The organism is Gluconobacter sp. DsW_058 (assembly GCF_002153615.1).
Taxonomy (GTDB): Bacteria; Pseudomonadota; Alphaproteobacteria; order Acetobacterales; family Acetobacteraceae; genus Gluconobacter; species Gluconobacter cerinus.
Genome location: NZ_JOPH01000068.1, coordinates 1 through 20,911, shown reverse-complemented (window position 1 = coordinate 20,911; position 20,911 = coordinate 1). Strand labels below are relative to the sequence as shown.

The window sequence follows — 20,911 nt, the reverse complement described above, 5'->3', positions numbered from 1 at the left end:
CATGCGTTCAGGCATCCTGACCCGTTCTTTTCTTGCTGTCAGCCTGCTGGCAGCCACCTGTCTCACAGCTCACGCGGAGGCCCCCGTCTCTGACAACGTCAAACAGGCTGAAACGGCATCGCAGTTTCTGACAACACCCCAGAAGGTTGTATCAGATGGAGCTGTAACCATTCGTGGTCAGCACATTCCTTACCAGGCCGTCACCGGCACGCTGATTGTCCATGCCCAAGGGTGGGATGATTCCGATACCGGCCCCAGCGATCCAAAAGCTGAAAAGAAAAACCCGGACGCCGTCGCTTCCATTTTCTATGTAGCCTATTTCAAGAAGGGCGCGCACGCAGAGAACCGCCCGATTACGTTTGTTTATAATGGTGGTCCCGGTTCTTCGAGTGTCTGGATGCATATGGGTGCTTTTGGCCCACATCGTATCGTCACCGCAGATGACAGCCACACCGCAGCTGCCCCGTACAAACTGATTGATAACAATGACAGTCCGCTGGATGCCACGGATCTTGTCTTTATTGATGCGCCAGGCACTGGCTTTGGGCGCCTTGTCGGCAAAGACAAGGAAAAAGCCTTCTACGGTACAGATCCGGACGCCGCAGCCTTCACAGACTTCATTGCTCAGTTTCTGACCCGTTTCGGGCGATATAACTCTCCCAAATACCTGTTCGGAGAAAGCTATGGCACGACGCGCTCAGCAATCGTCGCCAACCAGTTGGCCTCTGAAAAAGGCATCGATCTGAATGGCGTTATGCTGTTGTCGCAGATTCTGGATTACGACAATTCGATCGACAACGTGAAATCAAACCCCAGTGTTGATCAGCCTTATGTCCTTGCGCTGCCTAGCTTCGCTGCCACGGCCTGGTATCATCACAAATTGCCAGCACAACCCAAAGACCTGAAAACCTTCCTGAGCGAAGTCGAACATTTTGCTCTGACGGACTATACCAGCGCCCTCCAGGACGGCACCGCCATTTCAGACGAAAAGCTGGAACAAACGGCCCAGAAACTGCACCAATATACGGGCCTTCCCGTCGACTACCTGAAAAAAGCTGATCTTCGCGTCAGTGGTGGCGAATTTGCCAAAACCCTGCTCGGAGATGACGGAATGGATACAGGCCGTCTGGACAGTCGCTTCTCCGGGCCAGCCATTGATCCACTGGCGCAGACCCCTGACTATGACCCCCAGTTTGCCGCGATGCAGTCAGCGTATGTGTCCGCCTTCAACGATTATGCGCGCAATACACTGCATTACGGCACAAACCCGGCTTTCAATGACGGCTACGAAGAATACAAGGTCAGCGCCCATTCAATCGGCAAATGGGCCTTTGTGCATAAACAGCCAGGCGCCGGTCGGCCAGCCAAGGGCGCGCCAAACGTCCTGCCGGACCTTGCAAGCGCCATGAAGCAGAACCCGAGCCTGAAGATTATGCTCAATCAGGGATACTACGATCTTGGGACGCCCTTCTTTGAAGGGATCTATGAGATGCAGCATCTCCCGATCCCTCACAAGCTGGCCTCAAACATCGAAATTCATCAGTATGAGTCCGGTCACATGGTCTATGCCCATGCACCAGCCCTCACCGAACTCCATGATAATGTTGTCAACTTCATCAACAAGACGCATGGCTAACACCATACACCTTGACGATTAAGCGACGCTAAAAGGCAGATCTGTCAACTTTTGAGCTGTGACAGGTCTGCCATTCAAAATATGATCAGGGGTGTGCTGCTACGCCCAGTGCCCGAGCAGCGTCTGTGGCAATATCATGCCGGAGTTTCACGACACTGTGGCCCCCGGACGGATGAACCCGATTGGTCAGAATGAGAACATAACTGTCACTCTCAGGGTCAATCCAGAGCGACGTCCCGGTAAAGCCGGTATGGCCGAATGATCTCGCCGAAAACAGATCCCCTCTTGGGGAGGAATAGTGCGTGGCGATATCCCATCCCAGTCCTCGCAGGTCAGTTTTCCCAGCGGGCTGTTGTGGGGTTGTCATCAACTCCAATGTACTTCTTTGAAGCGGAAACGTGCTGGGACGACCAGCGAGACGATCCAGTAACGCCTGTGCATACAGGCACATGTCCTGCGCATTGGAGAAAAGCCCCGCATGCCCTGCAACGCCCCCCATGCGGCGGGCAGTCGGATCATGCACGACACCACGCAACATGTGATGTTGATCATCATACTGCGTAGGCGCAATATCAGGCTGTAAGGCAGCGTCCGGCAGATAACCGGAGTGCGACATTCCCAAAGGCGTTAGAATATTGTCAGCGACATACTGGTTCAGGGGCTGACCTGTAACCTTTTCCACGATCAGACCCAGCGTAATGTAATTGATATCGCTATAGACAAACTTTGCCCCCGGCGGATTGGCAAGCGGCGATGTCATGGCAAGCCGGACGGCCTCTGCTTTTCCACTCCATGGGCTATCAAGCGGCACATCCGGGGGGAAACCCGAATAATGGGTCAGCAGAAGCCGCAGGGTGACAGCCGATTTTTTGTTGGCTGCGAACTCTGGAAGATAACGCACGACCGGATCGTCAATATTGATTTTTCCGTGTTCCACCAACTGCATGACAGCCAGAGCCGTCATTGTTGGCTTGGTCAAAGACGCCATATCGAACCGCGTGTCCCAAGTCATAGGCTCACGAGTAGGCACCAGAGCCCGGCTTCCATACACATAGCGATGTGCGATCTCGCCATTATGACCAACAGCAAGAACAACGCCAGGAGTCTCTTTGTCTTTCACGGCCTGTCGCGCCAAGGCGTCAACTTTGGAAAACCTTCCCTCACTGGAAGAGGCACATCCCACCAGAGCGCTACAGGATAGCGCCGCACCGCCGATCAGAAACTGACGCCGACTGCTGCGCTCTTTGGTCAATGAATAAAGCAATCTGGCCTCCTGCTTCCCGGTTCTTCCGGATACGTAAGAACCGGAACAGTAACGCGGTTCAGGGAGAGCGCAAGCAGGGTAGCTTTAGGGAGCAGATCAAAAAAGATCTACCCGAACTGCCCCTTGCTCGGGAAGAGCGTTTTATAATTCACTCTGAAGGACGATGCGCGCTCTCTAGCAGGTGCTCAAGCATCACTGCTTTAATAGTCCGAATGACCTGACCAGATGTGATATTCCGCGTACATTCAAACTGACGACTGGTGCCCGCATGACGGGGGCAGAAAAGAAAGTCACTATGGATGAACGGATGCCGAATATCGTGCCAGCAACTGTTGCAGCCGTTGGTATTAAAAACCCGATACGGTGTCTGAAATTCGTTTATCGGATGTGTAAATCCGGAAATCATGACAACGGGTGTGTCCGCCGCCCAGGCGAGCCAGGAGAGACCGCTCGACAGCCCCACAAAAAACTCTGCGTGCTTCAGCCACTGAAGGCGTTCGCGAAGGGGCCGGGCGCCAGTCTCATCTTCCGCGTTATGAGGGATCTGGTTCCAATGAAGGCCCTGCCCATACTTTATTTCTCGGTCGATACAGATAACGCGATACCCTGACCGCTTGAGAAACTCCACGACGTCATACCAACCCGTCGGGTTATTCCAGTATTTGCACTGGGCACTAGCCTGACTGGCGATGACAACATAAGGTTCTGCAATCGGTCGTTCGTCAGGAATATCCAGATGTAGAGGCTCTTCCTCGGGGGAAACCCCGAGAATATAGCCTGCTGTTCTGTGCAATCCAACAATCCGGAAGTCAGCAGGTTGCCAGGTGTTATCTTCATCCCCGAAGAACAAACCGATGTAATATGTGGCGTAAAACTCGTCTTTTAACGCGCTGAACTCCTGCTTTTCAACAAATCTGATATCTGGGTATGACGCGGAAAGCAGTTCTTTCATCTGTGCCGATACCATCACTGTGAGTTCGCATGCATGGTCTCGTGCAAAACGCACAGCATATGGCACCCAACCAGCCGTATCGCCGATCGTATTGCCAGCCATAAGAATGGCTATTTTTTTACCCTGAGCGTCATAGTCGTGAGAGAAAACGAGCATGCCCGCCTGAAAAACTTCGATCCTTGCGTTCAGGTAATGCTTCTTTCGGCTTTGAAAGGTCGCATTACTCCCCTCACCGTCAAAAATAACCGCGTCCGTATCAAGATCAGTAAGCCGAATGCGCCATATCCCTTTGGGAACCGTGACACGGACCCCTTGGTTAAAATCATAACGAATACCCGCAAAACCTTCCTGCGTTGCTAGGCTTGAAGGGCTCGGAAATGTCGCGGTCTCGATTGATGACGCAGAACCGGCAGCCGCATCTAATTTCGAGACACTATCAGTCTCATTAGACGTATCTACGGCAGGCGGCGTCGCAACAGGCTTACTGGAATGTCCAGCAAGCATGATCGACTGGAAGATGTCATTCGCTTTTGCAGTCGTCATTCTGACACTCCCTCAAAATCGGGAATTTTCCTGATTGTGTCGATTACCTGCTGCGAAGAAATCAGTCGGGTACATTCGAACTGTTTGTCAGTGCCGCTCTGCCGCGGACACCAAAGATAATCGGCTGGATCAAGCTGACACCGGATATCATTGGAACACCCATTGCAGGCATTCCAGTTAATCACGCGGTAGGGTGTTTCAAACTCATTATCAGGCCGCGTGAAACCACTGATCAGCACAATAGGCGTACCGACTGCCCAAGCAAGCCAGCTTAGACCGCTGGAAAGCCCAATAAAAAACTCCGCATGTCGCAACCATCGCGCACGTTCAGCAAGAGGCAGCGCACCTGTGAAATCTTCCGCCCCATATGGGATATTATTCCATATGGTTCCGACGCCGTTGACCCGGCTCCTGTCGATACAGATGACTCTATAGCCATGCTTTTTCAGGAAACGGATCGTCTCTAGCCAACCAAACGGATTATTCCAGTATTTGTTCTGGGATGTGGCCTGGGTCGCAATGCAGACATATCGTTCCGCAAGAGGCCTCCCTCCCTCCATGATGTCAACATCGGGTGGGCGTGATGTCCTCGAAAGGCCCAGAATAAGAGCCGCATTATTTTCCAGCCCTGCTTCACGATAATCCACCGGGCTATGGTTGCGGGCAACGTCATTGTAAAAAATCAGAACTTTATAAGAGGCATAATAGTCTTTTCCTGCCTCTTCTTCAGTCGAGACAAGCCGAATGTTGGGATACACCGGGATGAGAAGACTGGCGATGTCCGGGCGCACCATGCATGTCAGCCGACATTCGTGTTTACGGGCAAACTCTGCCACCTGCCCGAACCAAGCAAGATGATCACCGATGCCGCCTTCCCGCATTCGCACGAGAACGGGTTGATCGTGCAGGTCCATTTCATACGTGAAGAAGGGTTCGCCGTCCTTTGTAATCTCGATCTGATAGCGCAGGTAATATCTTTTTATGCTCTGTACGATCCCCTGAGACACGTCCTCAGAAAATAAAACCGTGTGCGTATCCAGATCTTTCAGGACAACATGCCAATTACCGGCAGGCAGGAGAACGCGGCATCCATCGTTAAAATCGAAGCGAATACCTCCCGGCCCTTCCTGCGTCGGCACAATGGAAGCGGGTTGAGCTGGAGGCACTGAGGGGCTGCTCATGCTCACATTTTCCCCTCTGCAATTTTCAGAATGCGCACCTGGCCAGATCCTGCTGGACTATGAGTATATTCGCCAAGGATCGGAATATTGCCCTGAAGAAGCTCGTTCTTGGTTTCCGCCGCTCTGATTTTTCCGCTCGGCGTTTTTAGGATCGCACTGGCGCGTAGGAAAACAACACGGCAACGCCGCGTCGGAAAATGTGTGCAGATCGTCTCGCCGATAGCTTTACCCAGTTGCGTCAGATCACCATCCGATCCCGATGGCAGTTCTGTCACAAGAACAAGCGACGTTTTGTCTTCAATGGTCTCATCAAAGACTGCCGTTGAGAATAGCCGAATATCGGCCTCGAACGCTCCCAGACAAGCAATAATATCTTCCGGATCAAGAACACTATCGCCGAGTTTGATCCGATTATCCTGGCGGCCAGTGACATAAAGCGTTCCATCCAACAGAAAACCGCGATCTCCCGTTCTCAGAAAAGTCCCCTCTTCGCCCGCAACATGTCCTTCGAAAACTCGACTGTTTTCTACAGGTCGGCTCACATACCCCGTTGCGACGCCGGGACTATGAATACGAATTTCTCCGACGTCTCCATCTGGTAGCGCTGTTTCAGTGTCCCCATCGGCAATTCGTACGATAATGTCAGATGGTGGCCTGCCGCAGCCTGCTAAAAGGCGCCTATCAAGGATATCGCGCGGCGGGAGTGCATGACCATGCGCAAGACCGTCACGGGAAAACTCCCGAAACGACACGCCTTGCCCACGCTCACTGGCCGTGACCAGCAACGTCGCTTCTGCAAGGCCATAACATGCAAAAAACGCACGTTCATCAAACCCGGATGACGCAAAACGTTCTGTAAATGACTGCATCGTCTCTGCGCGGATATATTCTGCCCCGTTGAACGCTACTTCCCAGCAGGACAGATCCAGCGATGCAACGTCTTCGGGAGCGATAGACCGCACGCACATTCCGTATGCGAAATTGGGGCCACCTGAGAGCGTCGCCCTGTAACGACTGATAGCCTGCAACCACCGTATCGGTTTTTCAGCAACAGCTTCTGGCGGCAACAGAATACACCGCCCTCCGGTTGCCAGTGTCATGAGGGCGCCCCCAATCAATCCCATGTCATGAGAGAGAGGAAGCCAGTTAACGCCGCAATCGCCCTGCCGATACCCAAAAGCCTCTGCCTGACGGAACAGATTATGCGCGATATTCCGATGCGTGAGCAGAACACCCCGTGGTGTCCGTGTGGAGCCCGACGTGTACTGAATAAGCGCAACATCCGTTGGTAAAGGATGTGCCACACTTTCGTACTTTGCAGACGGGCGGATCTTGTCTGTCGGGATCCACAGAAACCGCGAACCATCGACTTTATCCGGGCAAACTTTCTGAAATTCGGTGAGAATGCTGCGGTTGCCGATAACCGCCGCAGCCTCAACATCATCTCTCAGCGCGACAAACCGGTCCCGCGCGCCAAATGCTTTGGGATACACGCCTGAAACCGGTACCAGCCCCGCGCACAGACATCCGAGAAGCCCCCGAATATAATCAAGGCTGCTTTCATACAGCAAAAGCACCCTAGCACCGGGCTCAAGCATTCGCTTCAGCCATACAGCCAACGCCGTAGCCTGCGCAGCAATCTCAGACGCCGTTACAGTGTCCGTTTCGTTTTCGCCGTCTCCGAGCAAAGTATAGACTTTGAGGTCCGGTGTTCTGGCGGCATGAAAGAACAGCGCATCAACGATCGTGCTCCGCTGCCAATCCAGTATTTCCTGTCCATCAGCGGCAAGAACCGTGGCAAAGGACTGTGTCATGGGAGTTGCGCCGTCTGGCCGATCTTGACCCTGTTCAAAAGAAACTGGGACATTTTCCGGATACTTTCATCACGTGCGAGAACAAGGATGGAGACTTCGACACCAAACTCTACCCGCAGAGCCGTTTGAAGTTCAACGCCAGCCAAAGAGTCGATCCCAAGTTCGGACAAGCGTGCACGGTCATCAATGCTTGTCGGCTCCAGATGCAATGTCTGGGCAATCAGAACCTTCACCTGCTCTACAACATAAGGAAGACGTTCATCTTCCGGCAATGCCGAGAGCGTTGCGAGCCGCTCACTGGTCGCTCCATTACTGGCATCCGCCAGGCGAACAAGTGAAAAGCGGGCCAGCACATTTGCCCCGGGAACAATCTGCGCCCATTTTTTCCAGTCAATCTCAACACAGGCAACTTCCGGCAACTCTAGCGCAAGCATTTCCGGCAAGTGGTCCAATGCATCATGAGCCGGCATTCCCTTAAGACCGGCGGCCTCCAAAGCCCGGGCTGCAGTCTCGTTGCGGCTTAGCATGCCCACATCTGCAATCGCTCCCCAATCAACCGCGAGAGCTGCCTCTCCATCCTTCCAGCGATTGGCCGCTACCGCACCCAGAACGGCATTGGCGGCGATATAAGCACTCTGGCCGACGTTCCCCAGCACCGTCGTGACGGACGAAAACAGCACGAAATAATCCAGGTCCATGCCTTGAACCAAACGGTCGAGGATGATTGCGCCCTGGGCTTTTGCCTCAAGAACCCGGCCAATCCGCTCTTCGTCCAGATTTTGGACAAGCGCGTCGTCCAAAATTCCAGCACAATGAAAAATACCACGAATTGGCGGGAGATTGCTCGTAAAGGCAATTTCCTCGAAGACATCCTGCATAGCCTCTTCGTGCGAGACATCGACCAGGATGGTATGAATGTGCACGCCTGCGGCACGCTGGATTGCCAATTGCTCGCTCACCCCGGTTTCCTCCGGTGTTCTGCGACCCAGCAGAACTAAGTTACGAGCGCCCTGTTCAATCAACCATTCAGCGGTTGCCCAGCCAAAGCCACTCAGGCCGCCTGTAACAAGATATGTTTTTCCATCCGACACCTGCGGCTGCGGCCTCGGCAAGGGCGAGGCTTTGAGGTCGTCCAGATCGGAGTAATCAATAACAACCTTGCCCATGTGCTTGGCAGACGCCAGCAGGCGGAACGCTCCGGCGGCATCACGCGCAGGAAAACTTTCCAACGGCAAAGGTTGCACGTCTCCGCTTTTGGATAGCGCGGCCACATCTGACAGGAGGGACCGCATCAGCGCGGGCCGCTCCAGCATCATCCGATCAAGGTCGAGTGAGAAGAAAGACAGGTTTTCATTGAACGGAGCGAGGGGCAATCCGCGTTTTTCAATGATGTCCTTTTTCCCGATTTCGACAAATCGGCCATAGGGAGCCACGATGGACAAGCTGTGCGTCTGCCCCTCTCCGGGCAAGGAGTTCAAAACGACATCAACACCGCGCCCCTGCGTGACGTCTCGGATCCCTTCTGCAAATTCCAGCGAACGGGAATCCCAAACTCCCTCACATCCGAGTTCTTTAAGATACTGCCGTTTCTCCGGGCTGCCCGCAGTAGCGAAAATTCGTGCTCCGACCCTTTTCGCCAACTGGATCGCCGCCAGACCAACGCCACCAGTCCCGGAATGAATTAGGACTGTTTCACCCTTTTCGAGATGAGCGAGACGGCACAAACCATAATACGCCGTGATGAACGCCACAGGCAGCGTGGCGGCTTCAAGTGGCGACCCAAGCCCTTCAATGGGAAGCGCAAAAATGCTTTCTGCGTCAGCAGTGAAATGAGACGCAAAACACCCCGGCCAGGAGACGAGATATCGTTCGCCCGGCGCAAAATCCGTTACGCCCTCGCCGAGGGCAATTACCTCAGCAGAGGCTTCCATGCCAAGGGTTTCGCCATGGAACGTATCATCCACAACACTTTGCGGAATAAGGCCGGTCGCTTTCAGGATATCCTTGAAGTTCAGTGCTGCGGCGAGCGTTCGAAACAGGACCTGACCTGGTTGCAGAGGATCTGCGACAAACCGCTCATGATGCAGCCGATCCAGCGAACCATTCGACGCACTCACAAGACGGACCCCGACAAGCCGTCCATCCGCCGTTTCGTTGGGATGATAAAGCGTCGGCACAGGTTCTGGCTTCGTTTCCGACGGGGTTAGACGCCCGACAGCCCGCAGACCAGGGCGCAGAACGATATCGTCCTCTGTATCCTGCTGAACAATTTCCGCACAGAGCTGCTGCAACGTGGCTTCGTCAACCACACGACCGATATCGACGATGCGAAGCGCAAGATCCGGCCGCTCTGATGCGACCCCTCGTGCAAAACCCCGGATAGCGGCCTGCCCTGTATCCAGATCATCGCTTTGAAGCGCTTCCGCAGAAACCGCCCCGCGCGTGACGATCAGGCATTTCGGCGCAGCTTCACCGTCTTCCGAAACCCTGATCGCCCTGACGAGACGCAAGATCTCTGCAATACCCTGTTTTCCGGTTGCGTCTTCGGTAGGTGAGCACAGATAAAGGATTGCATCATTCGTCTGAGCCAGCGCCTCTGCCAGGACCGCCTGATCCACATCATCGATCTTCAGGGTATCAACCATAATCCCCTGGCCAGCAGAAACCTGACTGAACTGCTCCAGCAGAGGTCCATCACGCCCCAGAACCAGTGCTGTTAGAGGCTCAGCAAAATGCGGAAGCAACTCCGTCTGGACCCACGCCGGGCGATAGAAACGACGGACATTTTCCGCCCCCATACCTGCAGCGATCAGCTTTCGAATAGCCCGCGCCTTGAATCCGAGGATTTCGGCAACAGGTTCACCCGCTTCTGTAAAGAGCCGGATATCGCCCTCAATGCCGGTTTCGGAACGACGCGTCAGAGCAGCATGAGCCAGAAGGACTTTATGGTGTCCTCCACGATAGACGACTTGCCGCGCGCCTGTCGGAACGAAAACTCTTTCTTCCGCAGCGCTGTATCCGGCACCGATCAATGCCTGGAAAGCACCATCAAGCAATGCTGGATGAAGAAAATACTCTGCGATGCTCTCAGCATCTGCCAACTCCAGACGCGCGAAGGCAATACCTTCACCGGCCTTCAGCTCTTTGATTGTCTGAAAAGTCGAGCCGTACGAGAACCCATGCTCTGCAAGTCTCGCATAGAACGTTTCTGGCAGAATTTCGTGTTTGAGATCGGCTTGTAGTCTCTCAGGCACTACCGGGTCTGCTGCCCATGGCACACTCGTCAAAACACGGAGCTTAGCGTGCTGAATCCACTCTTCTTCGCCATCGTCGCCATGAGACGATGATACCGTCAGGACGCGCGTTTCTTCATCAAATGCCCACTCGACAACAGGCGGCGTGAGGCTATCCAGAAGCAGAGCCTGACCAATTTCCAGATCTTCCAGAATTGCGGTATCAGAGCGTTCGATCTGACGATGTAAAGCCAGACCGCCTTCAATATAGCCCGCAGCCGGAAACAGGCAGATCCCATCCACTTTATGATCGGGCAACCACGGCATATAGTTGCGATTAATGTCCGCAAGCCAACCCGGCCGGGATGCACTGACTGGAATACCGAGAACCGGATGAACGGTTCCGTCCAGCCGATCCTTGCGCGAAACTTCAGTCTCAGACCAGAACCGGCTGCGAGACCAGGCATAATGAGGAAGGTCCGTCCGATGCCCTCCCGTCAGCAGAGACCAATCCAACGGCACGGCAGCCATGTAGAGTTTGGCGATACTGCGCGCTATGGCTGTATCTTCCGCGTCTTTGCGGCTCAGGCTGGCAATGACGGCAACGTCCCCGTCAATCTGCTGCGCTGTTTCCCTTATCAAACCGCCCAGTACAGGGTGCGCACCAATCTCAAGGAAAACCCGGTGCCCATCGCCCATTAAGTTCTGAATAGCATCATGGAACAGGACGGGCTGCCGTGCATTTCCGTACCAGTATTCCGCATCATGAAGAGCATCGTCAGCCCAGCGCGTACCCGTTACTGTTGAATAGAGCGGAATGTTCGGGTTTTTCGGAGCGAGTGCGGCAAGCGGGTTTAGAAGATCATCACGGATCTCTTCCATCAGGATGCTGTGATAGGGGACTTCAACTCTGAGAAGGCGATTGAACGTGCCATCCTGATCACATCGCACAGCAAGCTCTTTAAGTGCGGCCTCTTCACCCGCCAGCGTCGCAGACTTCGCGCTATTAAGAGCGGCGACTGACACCCGGTCTTCATAGCTTGGAAGTAGTTTTTCGGCAGCCTGCCTGCCAGACATCCCAATCGCGAGCATCGCACCGCGCCCGGCCAAACGCGCCTGTTGCTGGCTCCGATGAAAGATAACAGTTACAGCGTCTTCAAGAGACAGGGCGCCAGCGATGTAACTCGCGGCAACCTCGCCCACGCTATGGCCGACGATCGCTGCGGGTACCACGCCATGAAAACGGAAGAGCTCCGCAAGAACAACCTGAACCATAAAGATGGCCGGCTGGGCGACAACCGTCTCATCAATGCGGGAATGTTCCGCAGGCTTCAGGATTTCATCCAGAATGGACCATCCTGCAAGTGCAGAAAACAGGCTATCGATCTGCTGAATAGTGCTGGAAACAGGTTCAGGGGCATGCCTGAGAATATGCTGCCCCATGCCCTTCCATTGGGAGCCCATTCCTGAAAACACAAAGACCGGGTGCTGCATCTCACCATTGCGACGCCGCCCCACCGTGACCGCTGGCGAAGATTGTCCTTCAGAGAGCGCTTTCAAGCCTGCAATCAGCTCTTCCCGATCCCGGCCAGACACGACGGCCTGCATTGGCAGACGCGTCCGGTAGGTTGCTGCAGAAAAACAGACATTGGCTACGGACGGAGTGGCAGAAGATGCCAGAAGACTTGCATAAGAGCGCGCAAGTGTTTTCAAAGATGCGTCTACCAGCGCATTCACAGGCAGCAGGAAACGTCCAGATGGCATCCTGACGATCTCTTCCAGCCTTTTCTGAGGCTGATCCGCTACCGTCGGTGCCCTGAGAAGCGCAACTGCGTTTGTTCCGCCATACCCAAACGAATTCACACCTGCATACACCGTTCCGGCCTCAGCCTTCAGCGGGGTGAGAGTGTCTTGAGCGACCTTCAAATGAAGATCTGCGAACGGGATTGCAGGATTAACCTGTGTGAGGTTCGCCTGCGGCGGGATAGCGCCATGTTTCAGGCAAAGGAGCGCCTTTATAAGCCCGGTAACACCGGCCGCGGCTTCCAGATGTCCTAGATTGGCTTTGATGGACCCAACAATTAGGGGACTGTCTGAGGCACGCTTGTGACCAATTGCCGTTCCCAACGCACGCGCTTCAATAGGGTCGCCAACTGGTGTGCCGGTACCATGTGCTTCTACATATCCAATCGTGGCGAGATCGATGTGCGCCTTTTGGGCTACCTCTTCGATAAGCGCACGTTGAGCATCTTCACTGGGCATCGTTAATGACAGGGTACGACCGTCCTGATTGACGCCCGTTCCCGCGATCACACCGTGAATAACGTCTCCATCCCGTTTTGCATCCGCAAGTCGCTTAAGCAGGACGATGCCCGCGCCCTCCCCGCGCCCATAGCCGTCCGCATCAGCAGAGAAGCTTTTGCAGCGCCCATCAGCCGCCAGAAAGTGCCCTTTGGACATGGTGATAGAAGCTGGTGGAGCAACCATGATGTTGACGCCTCCCGCCACGACGACATCACTTTCCCCATTCAGCAGGCTGATACGGGCCTGATGAATGGCCACCAATGATGATGAGCATGCCGTATCGATAGACATGCATGGTCCCTGAAGACCAAGATTGTGCGAAATACGCGCGGCAAGCATCGTAGCTGACGCAGCAGTTGCGGCAAAATGATCCGTGATCAGGGGCCGGTTAAGAGGGGAACCGCAAGCAACGAGCCAGTCCAGAGAAAACGTGCCGATGAAGACACCGGTGCGGGTTCCTGCCAGAGTGGCAGGAAGAATTCCGGCATTTTCCATCGCCTCCCAGACGACTTCCAAAAGAAGCCGCTGTTGAGGATCCATGAGGGTGGCTTCACGCGGCGAAATACCGAAAAACAACGGGTCCATTTCATCGATCTTCTGATCAATGAATGAGCCACGCCGCATATAGGTCTTGTTGGGGGTTTCGTATTCGGGATCGTAAAAACGCTTGATACCCCACCGATCGGCCGGAACATCGGATGTGGCGTCACCTTGTTCACACAGAAAGCGCCAGAGAGCCTCGGTTGTCTCTATTCCCCCGGGAAGGCGACATCCGATCCCGACGACTGCCACTTCATGTCCGTAATCGATCATTTAAAACCCGCTTTTTGTCTTCTAATCTGTATGGAACGGAGCATATGAAATATTATTGTTCAGGAGGGTTTGACTGCCTTCTGTAAAGCCACTCTGTCAGGCTGGCCGTCCTCAGTCCGGGGAAGAGCATCAATCCACACAGCCGCCGCATCCGGCAGATTGGGAAAGTCATGCCGCATCCATTTTGAAAGCAGTTCCAGGTTAAAATCATCTTCTGTCACGAGAGCGACCCATGGCGTTGGAAGTCCCTGATCATCAGGGACAACAAACATCGCACCATCCTTGACGCCGGAACATGCCAGAAGGCGCGCATCCAACTTCTCCAGATCGAACTTATCCCCGCCAAAACTGATCAGATCGTCCGCGCGTCCTCGCAGGTGCAACGTACCATGTGCGTCCACAAAACCGGTATCACCAGGGTAGAACCATCCGTCCCGAAATTGTGCCGCAGTCGCAGCCGGGTCCAGATTGTATCCGCCGATAACCCCAGTGCCGCTGACACGAATGCGCCCCACCTCACCGGCAGAAACACGTTGATGATTTTCGTCCACGATCTCCAGTCCAACCCAGGGAAGTGGCTTTCCAACCTCATCATCGCTGGACTGAACGTCCGTCGAGACAATGGTAATCACTCCACATTCATCAGCGCCGTAAACAACCTGAACATTCGGGGTGAGCTTTTGCCGGATGGAGGCACAAAGCGCTTTTGGTAACTTCCCTCCCGCAACCGTCAGAAACAGATTGTCCAAGGGACTCATGCCGGGTGGTAGCTGAGAGAGTATGCCCTCCACATGCCGAGGAGAAACGACGGCAACTGTCGGAATATCCTGGCTGAAGACGAGCCCTAACTCGGAACCCGTCATCATTTGCAAACGCGTCCCGGCTACCAGGGCGGAGAGAATGATGAGAAAGCCGCTGGAAGTTTCTGCCCCCAGCGTCGGCAAGACGCGCAGGTTTTCAGGACGATGGGTATGGGACAACACATCCTGAAACAGCAGGTGATAAACCACTGTTTCTACGTATCGCGATGTCAGGGCGATACGACGCGCATCCTGGCTTGTCCCGCCGGCTACAGAGAAACGCACGACGTCGTCAGGCTGAACTGTGATGGTTTCAGCACATTCCGCCCCGGTCTGGCAGACATGCTCAAACCAGGCGTCGTTCAGTATCAGAACCTGTTGCTCGAGACCTTCGACAGGTTCATCAAGCAATATAATGTCCGGAGACAGGATTTTCACAAAGCGGTAGAAGTTAGCATCCACATATCCCGGCAACGAAGCCGAGGGTATTCCGAGCCGGGCCAAAGCAAGAATGAAAACCCAGTGTCTGTATGGATGTACGCATCGAATGGCCACAACTAACGGGAGAAGATCCCGAAGTTGAAAAAGTGCGTTGGCAACTCGGCTGACATCGTGGGAAAGCTGATCGAAGCTTGCCTCTCCCTCAAACCAGCTCATCGCAATTGAGGCCGGATGTCCGGCTGCATATTTCAGGGCCAGACGTTCAAACATATTGCGTCAACCTATTCCTCGGAACTCTATGAAAATCCTGCAAATAGAAAGAAGGAAGTAACATGCGTTCCTGAAACGCACGTTACTTCCATTTCGTTCAACTTTCTAAGCAGTTTTTCAGGATGCGATGACAGCTACGTTGTCAGTCTCATCTTCAAGCAGGTATGGCCCTGCGTTCTTCACTTCAATTGTCAGAACAGCAATCGAAAGATCCTGACGCGCAGGAAGCTTCAGAACAGCGTTGCCATTCGTCCACCGAACGCCACCCTCTTCGCGGTTGTTCCAACCTGACAGCTCGTCTTCCGTGATGTGTGCAGTCAGGCTCTTCTGACCGTTACCTGCCCAGAGGCTGATACCCCCAACCAGAACGCCAAGGTAACGACGGTCATCAACCACCGGACCAAAGACATCGGCCGGACGAGACGCACGGGACATGATACGGACTTCGTCAACGCCAGCAGGAAGCATGAAAACAAAGTCGCCGTTTTCTGCACGACGTGCCGCGTTAATCCGATGACCAGCAGGGGTCACAAGATGCAGGTTGGCATCTTCGGTTAGAACAACGGGCTTCCGCTGGTCTGGAATGGACATTGCTACAGCGCGCTCTTCAAGTGCACGGTAGATTGGCTCAACCAGATCACGCGTCACTGCCAGCGGTGCCGCTGCATCAACACTCCATTCACGAGCCGGACCACTGACAAGACGGACAACACCACCCTGCTGACCGAATTCACGACGGTTTCCAGTGTCCAGATAGCTTTCGCTGAGGGCACCGTTAGACCACAGAATGGAATGATTTTCCGTCTCAACGTGGAAGTACTCGTAGTTCGTCATTGTCAGATCGTAGAAAACGCTACGACCATTAACGAGCATACGTGCCGGGACGAAGCGCCCTTCGAAATACAGGCAATGCTCGGGAGTGACCACGAGATCCTGATGCGGCACGCCAGGCGAGATAGCATCCTTGAGGATACGGACAGGATATCCAGCCTGATCAACTGGCAGATCCGTACGAACCTGCGCCGTGCGATGACCAACCCAAGTGATAGGCTCGATGACTTCACGACCAGCCACATATGTGATGGCGCGATCACCAATCTGAAGGTCCTCGACGCGCTTTTCGCCATCTTCTGTAAGGATCAGCGTCCCGGCGCAGAAGCAAACGAACGTTGCAATCGTGCTGCCATCGGTGTCACGGCCAATCACAAAATAGTCGGTGCTCTTGAAGGTGCCACCAAACGTTGTCTGCCAGGTGGAACCACCTTCGGAAATCGTAAGGGTGTTACCGTCAAGCTTAACAGTGCCGCCCGAAGCGTAGGTCAGTGTATCGACATCGATAACTGCACCCTGAGCAACCTGTGTTCCCGACAGGACAGCGCCAGCAACAACTGTGAGCGAGCCGCCGGACGAGACTGTGACGTTGTAAGACGTTGCACCGGAAGCAACAGATTCCTTGCCGCCGCTGAGCACTGTGCCGCCAGAAATGACACCACCAGACAGCACGCTCTCCGTACCGCCAGACGATACAGTCACGCTGGATGCAGTTGCTCCACTTGAGACAGTAAGCTTGCCCCCGGCGCTCACGACCGCACCGCGGAGAATAGCAGCAGCATTCAGCTGAACAACACCACCAGAAATGTTTGTCGCACTGATGGTAGCGCCACTGCTCGCAACCGTCGTACCACCAGAGGCAACAATCGTCCCACTGGTGATAGCACCACTATACAGGTTCTGAACGCCACCACTGTTGACGGTGTTGCTGATCGTGAGGCCACCGGCAGAAACATACTGACTGCCCTGGATCAGGGATCCCCGGTCAGTACCACCACTCGTGATGATTTCCTGTGCCCCAGCATGTAAGGTGCCAGCCGAGACAATGCCAGGCCCACTTAGATTCGTCAGTCCCTTGGACGTCAGGATCGCAGAAGCAGACGTGTTGAGCGACTGGTCGCCAACGAAAACTGCGCCACCTGCTGCTACATTGTAATTCGTAACGGTTCCACCGTTAAAGGCCAGAACTGCGGCAGAGTTTCCAACCGTTGCGCCAGTAATGGTACCGCCGGAAGCAAGCAGAGCACCCGCGGACGTCGCAACGAGATTTGTTCCGACGTCGCCAGTCTGAGCTATGATAGCTCCGTACTGTGCCGCAGTAGAACCAGAAAGCGTATTATTTATTAGAAAATAGGATTCATTAACGGTCACATCTCCAAAAATATCTGTCGATGTAGAACCCGATATTGTGCCACCATTAGCAAGGACGTACTGTCGAGTACCAAGATTATAAGTTGTTCCGCCAGCCATGCTTAATTCCTCCATCACTAGAAGCGTTAAGCATTTATTAACAAATAATAAATTGTTAATCCGTGCTCAGCGCTACAATCGAACATAAGATAGGGCGTTAATTTTAATCAATAGGAATCATTGATGGTGTTGATATAAAAAAAACCAAATAACTATTGATTAACGATAAAACTGTCATCTCCAGATACCATACCATAAATTAGTCGTGATATTTTACATTTATGGATGAATTTATCGGTATGATTTTAAATTCTTGGGCGCATTGACCAATATAAAATTGATCAATTCCCTATTTAAACGACAATACAAACAAGATACACGAGTCCCGACCCCTCATCACCGGATGCACGGGCGAGGCCTCATTCTGTGATTGTTCCAAAAGCTTTTTTAGAGGGAAGAAAAATTTGCCGGAGGATAAACCGAAATAAACACCAGCTCTTTATCTAAAAAAAAACACGACCATGACGCGAGACCATTTTAGAATGCACCGTTCGACAGTCGCTTTAAACGAAACCCTGACTCATCATTTGTATCATCAAATTCTTAAAATATGCACAAACCCCTGCTAGCAGCAGAAACTGAAGGGGGGCTGTTATATCCGATCCCGGTTCAATCATTACGCTTCGCTTTCCGGGCTTCTCTATTAAGACGCAACTGTTCGCGCCGCTCCGCTCTTCGTCCCGCTGGATTTTTCTGCTCCTGCAGCAGGATTTCATGTTTCATCTTGAGCCAGTTATTCCAGCGCCGCTCATCAAGCTTCCCATCTTCACGAGCCTTCCGGACCGCACAACTGGGCTCGGCTTCATGTTTGCAGTCTCGGAAGCGGCATTGCTGAGCAATCTCTTCGACTTCAGCATTGAACTCCCCGAATGCGGCGGCGAGACCCTCCGCGGCATTCACCATGCCGAGTTCACGCATTCCTGGCGTGTCGATCAGCAGTCCACCCGAAGGAAGGCTCACCATCTCCCTATGGGTCGTCGTATGCCTGCCCTGCCCGTCATACTCGGAGACAGCCCCCGTTGCAGCATGGTCGGTTTTCATTAGGGCATTGAGAAGGGTAGATTTTCCCGCCCCGGAACTTCCCACCATAACGCCAGTACGATGCCCGTCGAGATATGCCGAAATCTCGTTCAGCCCCGTACCCTCAAGAGAAGACACGATCCTGAGATCCACTCCAGGGGCGCAAGTCTCGGCAGCATTGGCGACTTGCTCAATATCCTCACACAGATCAGCCTTGGTCAGGACCATGACAGGCTTTGCGCCGCTTTCCCTTGTTAGCGCCAGATACCGTTCAAGACGGGACAGGTTGAAATCTGCCCCAGTTGTCATAACCAGGAATGCGACATCAATATTAGCTGCGATGACCTGCGATTGCGTCCGCTTCCCGACTTCTTTACGGACAAAACAGGTCGTGCGCGGCAGAACAGCCTGAATGGTGCCACGTCGTTCGTAAAACCTCGGATGGCACACCACCCAGTCACCAATAGCCGGCCGATCCAATGGATCCGACGTATGCAGAAGCTTCCCTGCAGTATCAGCCTGAATCAGACCACTTTCAGTAATGACACCAAGAAGGCCTCGTTGCTGTGCAACGACACGCCCAGGGATCAGCTCACTTCCGGAGTAAGGCTGGAAGGCCAACGCAGTTTCAGCGCTCCACCCATAAGATGTCAGTACGGTCAGGGATCTTGTCTTTCGTTCAGGCTTGGGTCTCTGCCTGCTTTATAAGCACTGTCCCAGCGTTTTGGTATGCTCCTTTATTGGGGCACTGGGTAGTCCTTTAAGCAGCAACTCCTGTAGCCCCAACAAAAAGTACCCTGCCCCTCAAAGGTGTGGGGCACGCCGCCAGGGTGATGTCGCTCTGTGCCGCCATGGCATGGCGCCGTATTCCAGCAGCAGCAGCATTGCGAAAGAGCCAATGCCAATCAACGTCATCAGAAGCATGGCACCATAAACCCCGACAGAATTCATCTGCGCATTCGCCGCCAGCAAGTAGGTTCCCAGTCCCATTTTGGACGATGCTGTCCACTCCCCGATCACCGCCCCCGTTACAGCGTAAGAAGCGCCGATCTTAAGGCCGGAAAAAAGCGGTCCCAGACAGGCTGGCAGGCGTATGTAGAAAATGTCCGAAGGCGCGTCGCCCCAAGCAGACGGGCGAGATTGATCTGGTCACGATCTATATGCGCCAGCCCGTCCATCATATTGACTACGACCGGAAAGAAGACGATCCAGGCCACAATAATAAGCTTTGGCGTCATACCGAAGCCGAAAATGATTACGAGCGGCGCTGCGATACCCACAATCGGAATGGTTTGAGATGTAACAAGTGCCGGATACAGCAAGCGCCCCAGACCCGGCAACTGTGACATCACGACAGCCAGGAGCACACCAACTGCTGCGCCGACAAGATAGCCTGCCACCGTTTCCTTGAAAGTCTACCACAACAGTCCGCGTATCATGACCTCATTCTGAAACAAGGCACTTATCGTGGCGACTGGAGACGGAATGACAAAAGCGGGGACGTGGAACACGGAAATAATGGCCTGCCATACCCCCAAAAGCATGAGCATGGCCAAAGACCAAAAACCCATGGATTTGACCACAGGATGAATAAAAATCGACCGGATCAGGCTCATTTCAAAATTCATTTCTGATAAAGGTCAACGATAAAGGAGATCAAGCGCTTCAGCTTTTAGCGACATGAATGTGCTGGACGTCATGCATGAAACATCTCGAGGGCGCTCCAGATCAACGTTGAGAATACGACCGATCCGTCCCGGGCGTGGCAAGCGCCGCAGCCCTAAGGCGGTCATCCTGAGTGGCACCGCGGGTCAGAGATGCCCCAAGAACAATGTTATCAAGCGCTGTCAGCCACAGAAGGAGCAGGTCCTTCTGCAGCATATAACCCACATTACCGGGCTTTCCGACAATATCTTCTCCATCAAGCCTGATGCTGCCCTTAGTGATAGGCAACAAGCCGGACACCGCATTAAACAGTGTGCTTTTGCCGCAGCCAGATGCCCCCAGAACACATACAAACTCTCCCGGTGCGATATCGAGGCTGACATTGTCCAGCACAAGATTATCACCGAATGCATGCGACACCCCATCAATGGAAAGCTTGACGGCACGACCTGCAGTATTCCCGTTCGCACCAGTATGCGCCTGAGAACAGAGTGCGTCGGAAGTATTGGGCATCATGAGGTCTTTCTGTTGAAGGCGCATCCAAGGCGTGCCTCAGCCAAGCCCGGCACGGTGATCGTGTATGACCTTCAGACCATTTTAACTAGCTCGTGTTGACAAAAGACCTAATCCAGAGCCTTGCTGCGGCGATATTGAGGAAACTCATGAAGGACAAG

General features: G+C 53.7%; 10 protein-coding genes and 1 pseudogene. 1 reads left to right on the top strand and 10 read right to left on the bottom strand.

From position 1 onward, the window contains the following. The first annotated feature begins 1 nt into the window (after position 1). Positions 2-1,636: a S10 family peptidase gene (locus HK24_RS11880; protein ID WP_064274488.1), complete on the top strand. Its 1,635-nt coding sequence runs from the start codon at positions 2-4 to the stop codon at positions 1,634-1,636. An 85-nt stretch (positions 1,637-1,721) separates the two neighbouring features. Here the strand turns inward: HK24_RS11880 and HK24_RS11875 are convergent, their stop codons facing one another. From HK24_RS11875 to HK24_RS11820, 10 genes and pseudogenes are all read right to left on the bottom strand, one after another. Further along, positions 1,722-2,900, bottom strand: a complete 1,179-nt coding sequence (locus tag HK24_RS11875; protein ID WP_086634640.1) for a serine hydrolase — start codon at positions 2,898-2,900, stop codon at positions 1,722-1,724. 148 nt (positions 2,901-3,048) lie between these two features. Then, complete coding sequence (locus HK24_RS11870; RefSeq protein ID WP_086634639.1) at positions 3,049-4,395, bottom strand: autotransporter strand-loop-strand O-heptosyltransferase; 1,347 nt, start codon at positions 4,393-4,395, stop codon at positions 3,049-3,051. Continuing rightward, positions 4,392-5,576, bottom strand: coding sequence for an autotransporter strand-loop-strand O-heptosyltransferase (locus tag HK24_RS11865; protein WP_086634638.1), 1,185 nt, complete (start codon positions 5,574-5,576; stop codon positions 4,392-4,394). The genes HK24_RS11870 and HK24_RS11865 overlap by 4 nt, the downstream gene beginning before the upstream one ends. A gap of 2 nt (positions 5,577-5,578) precedes the next feature. Next, a complete protein-coding gene (locus HK24_RS11860; protein WP_086634637.1) occupies positions 5,579-7,390 on the bottom strand; it encodes a fatty acyl-AMP ligase in 1,812 nt (603 codons plus the stop codon). After that, on the bottom strand, positions 7,387-13,740 hold the full coding sequence (locus HK24_RS11855) for a type I polyketide synthase (RefSeq protein WP_086634636.1): 6,354 nt from the start codon (positions 13,738-13,740) through the stop codon (positions 7,387-7,389). The genes HK24_RS11860 and HK24_RS11855 overlap by 4 nt, the downstream gene beginning before the upstream one ends. 59 nt (positions 13,741-13,799) lie before the next feature. Further along, positions 13,800-15,251 carry an AMP-binding protein gene (locus tag HK24_RS11850; RefSeq protein ID WP_086634635.1) on the bottom strand — a complete coding sequence of 484 codons (1,452 nt, stop codon included), beginning with the start codon at positions 15,249-15,251 and terminating at the stop codon, positions 13,800-13,802. A gap of 117 nt (positions 15,252-15,368) precedes the next feature. After that, entirely contained in the window at positions 15,369-17,552 is a 2,184-nt protein-coding gene (locus HK24_RS11845) for a Hint domain-containing protein (protein ID WP_086634634.1), read from the bottom strand. Positions 17,553-18,161: 609 nt separating this feature from the next. Further along, on the bottom strand, positions 18,162-19,193 hold the full coding sequence (gene rsgA / locus HK24_RS11840; protein WP_158093006.1) for a ribosome small subunit-dependent GTPase A: 1,032 nt from the start codon (positions 19,191-19,193) through the stop codon (positions 18,162-18,164). Positions 19,194-19,376: 183 nt separating this feature from the next. Beyond that, positions 19,377-19,921: pseudogene (locus HK24_RS14050) on the bottom strand (ABC transporter permease). Between the two features lie 379 nt (positions 19,922-20,300). After that, on the bottom strand, positions 20,301-20,753 hold the full coding sequence (locus HK24_RS11820; RefSeq protein ID WP_158093005.1) for an ATP-binding cassette domain-containing protein: 453 nt from the start codon (positions 20,751-20,753) through the stop codon (positions 20,301-20,303). Between the last annotated feature and the right edge of the window lie 158 nt (positions 20,754-20,911).

Bases quoted from the DNA above. Each gene is read 5' to 3' on its own strand.
- HK24_RS11855 (WP_086634636.1), bottom strand. From the start codon at position 13,740: ATGATCGATTACGGACATGAAGTGGCAGTCGTCGGGATCGGATGTCGC.
- HK24_RS11820 (WP_158093005.1), bottom strand. From the start codon at position 20,753: ATGATGCCCAATACTTCCGACGCACTCTGTTCTCAGGCGCATACTGGT.
- HK24_RS11850 (WP_086634635.1), bottom strand. From the start codon at position 15,251: ATGTTTGAACGTCTGGCCCTGAAATATGCAGCCGGACATCCGGCCTCA.
- HK24_RS11865 (WP_086634638.1), bottom strand. From the start codon at position 5,576: ATGAGCAGCCCCTCAGTGCCTCCAGCTCAACCCGCTTCCATTGTGCCG.
- HK24_RS11845 (WP_086634634.1), bottom strand. From the start codon at position 17,552: ATGGCTGGCGGAACAACTTATAATCTTGGTACTCGACAGTACGTCCTT.
- HK24_RS11870 (WP_086634639.1), bottom strand. From the start codon at position 4,395: ATGACGACTGCAAAAGCGAATGACATCTTCCAGTCGATCATGCTTGCT.
- HK24_RS11880 (WP_064274488.1), top strand. From the start codon at position 2: ATGCGTTCAGGCATCCTGACCCGTTCTTTTCTTGCTGTCAGCCTGCTG.
- HK24_RS11860 (WP_086634637.1), bottom strand. From the start codon at position 7,390: ATGACACAGTCCTTTGCCACGGTTCTTGCCGCTGATGGACAGGAAATA.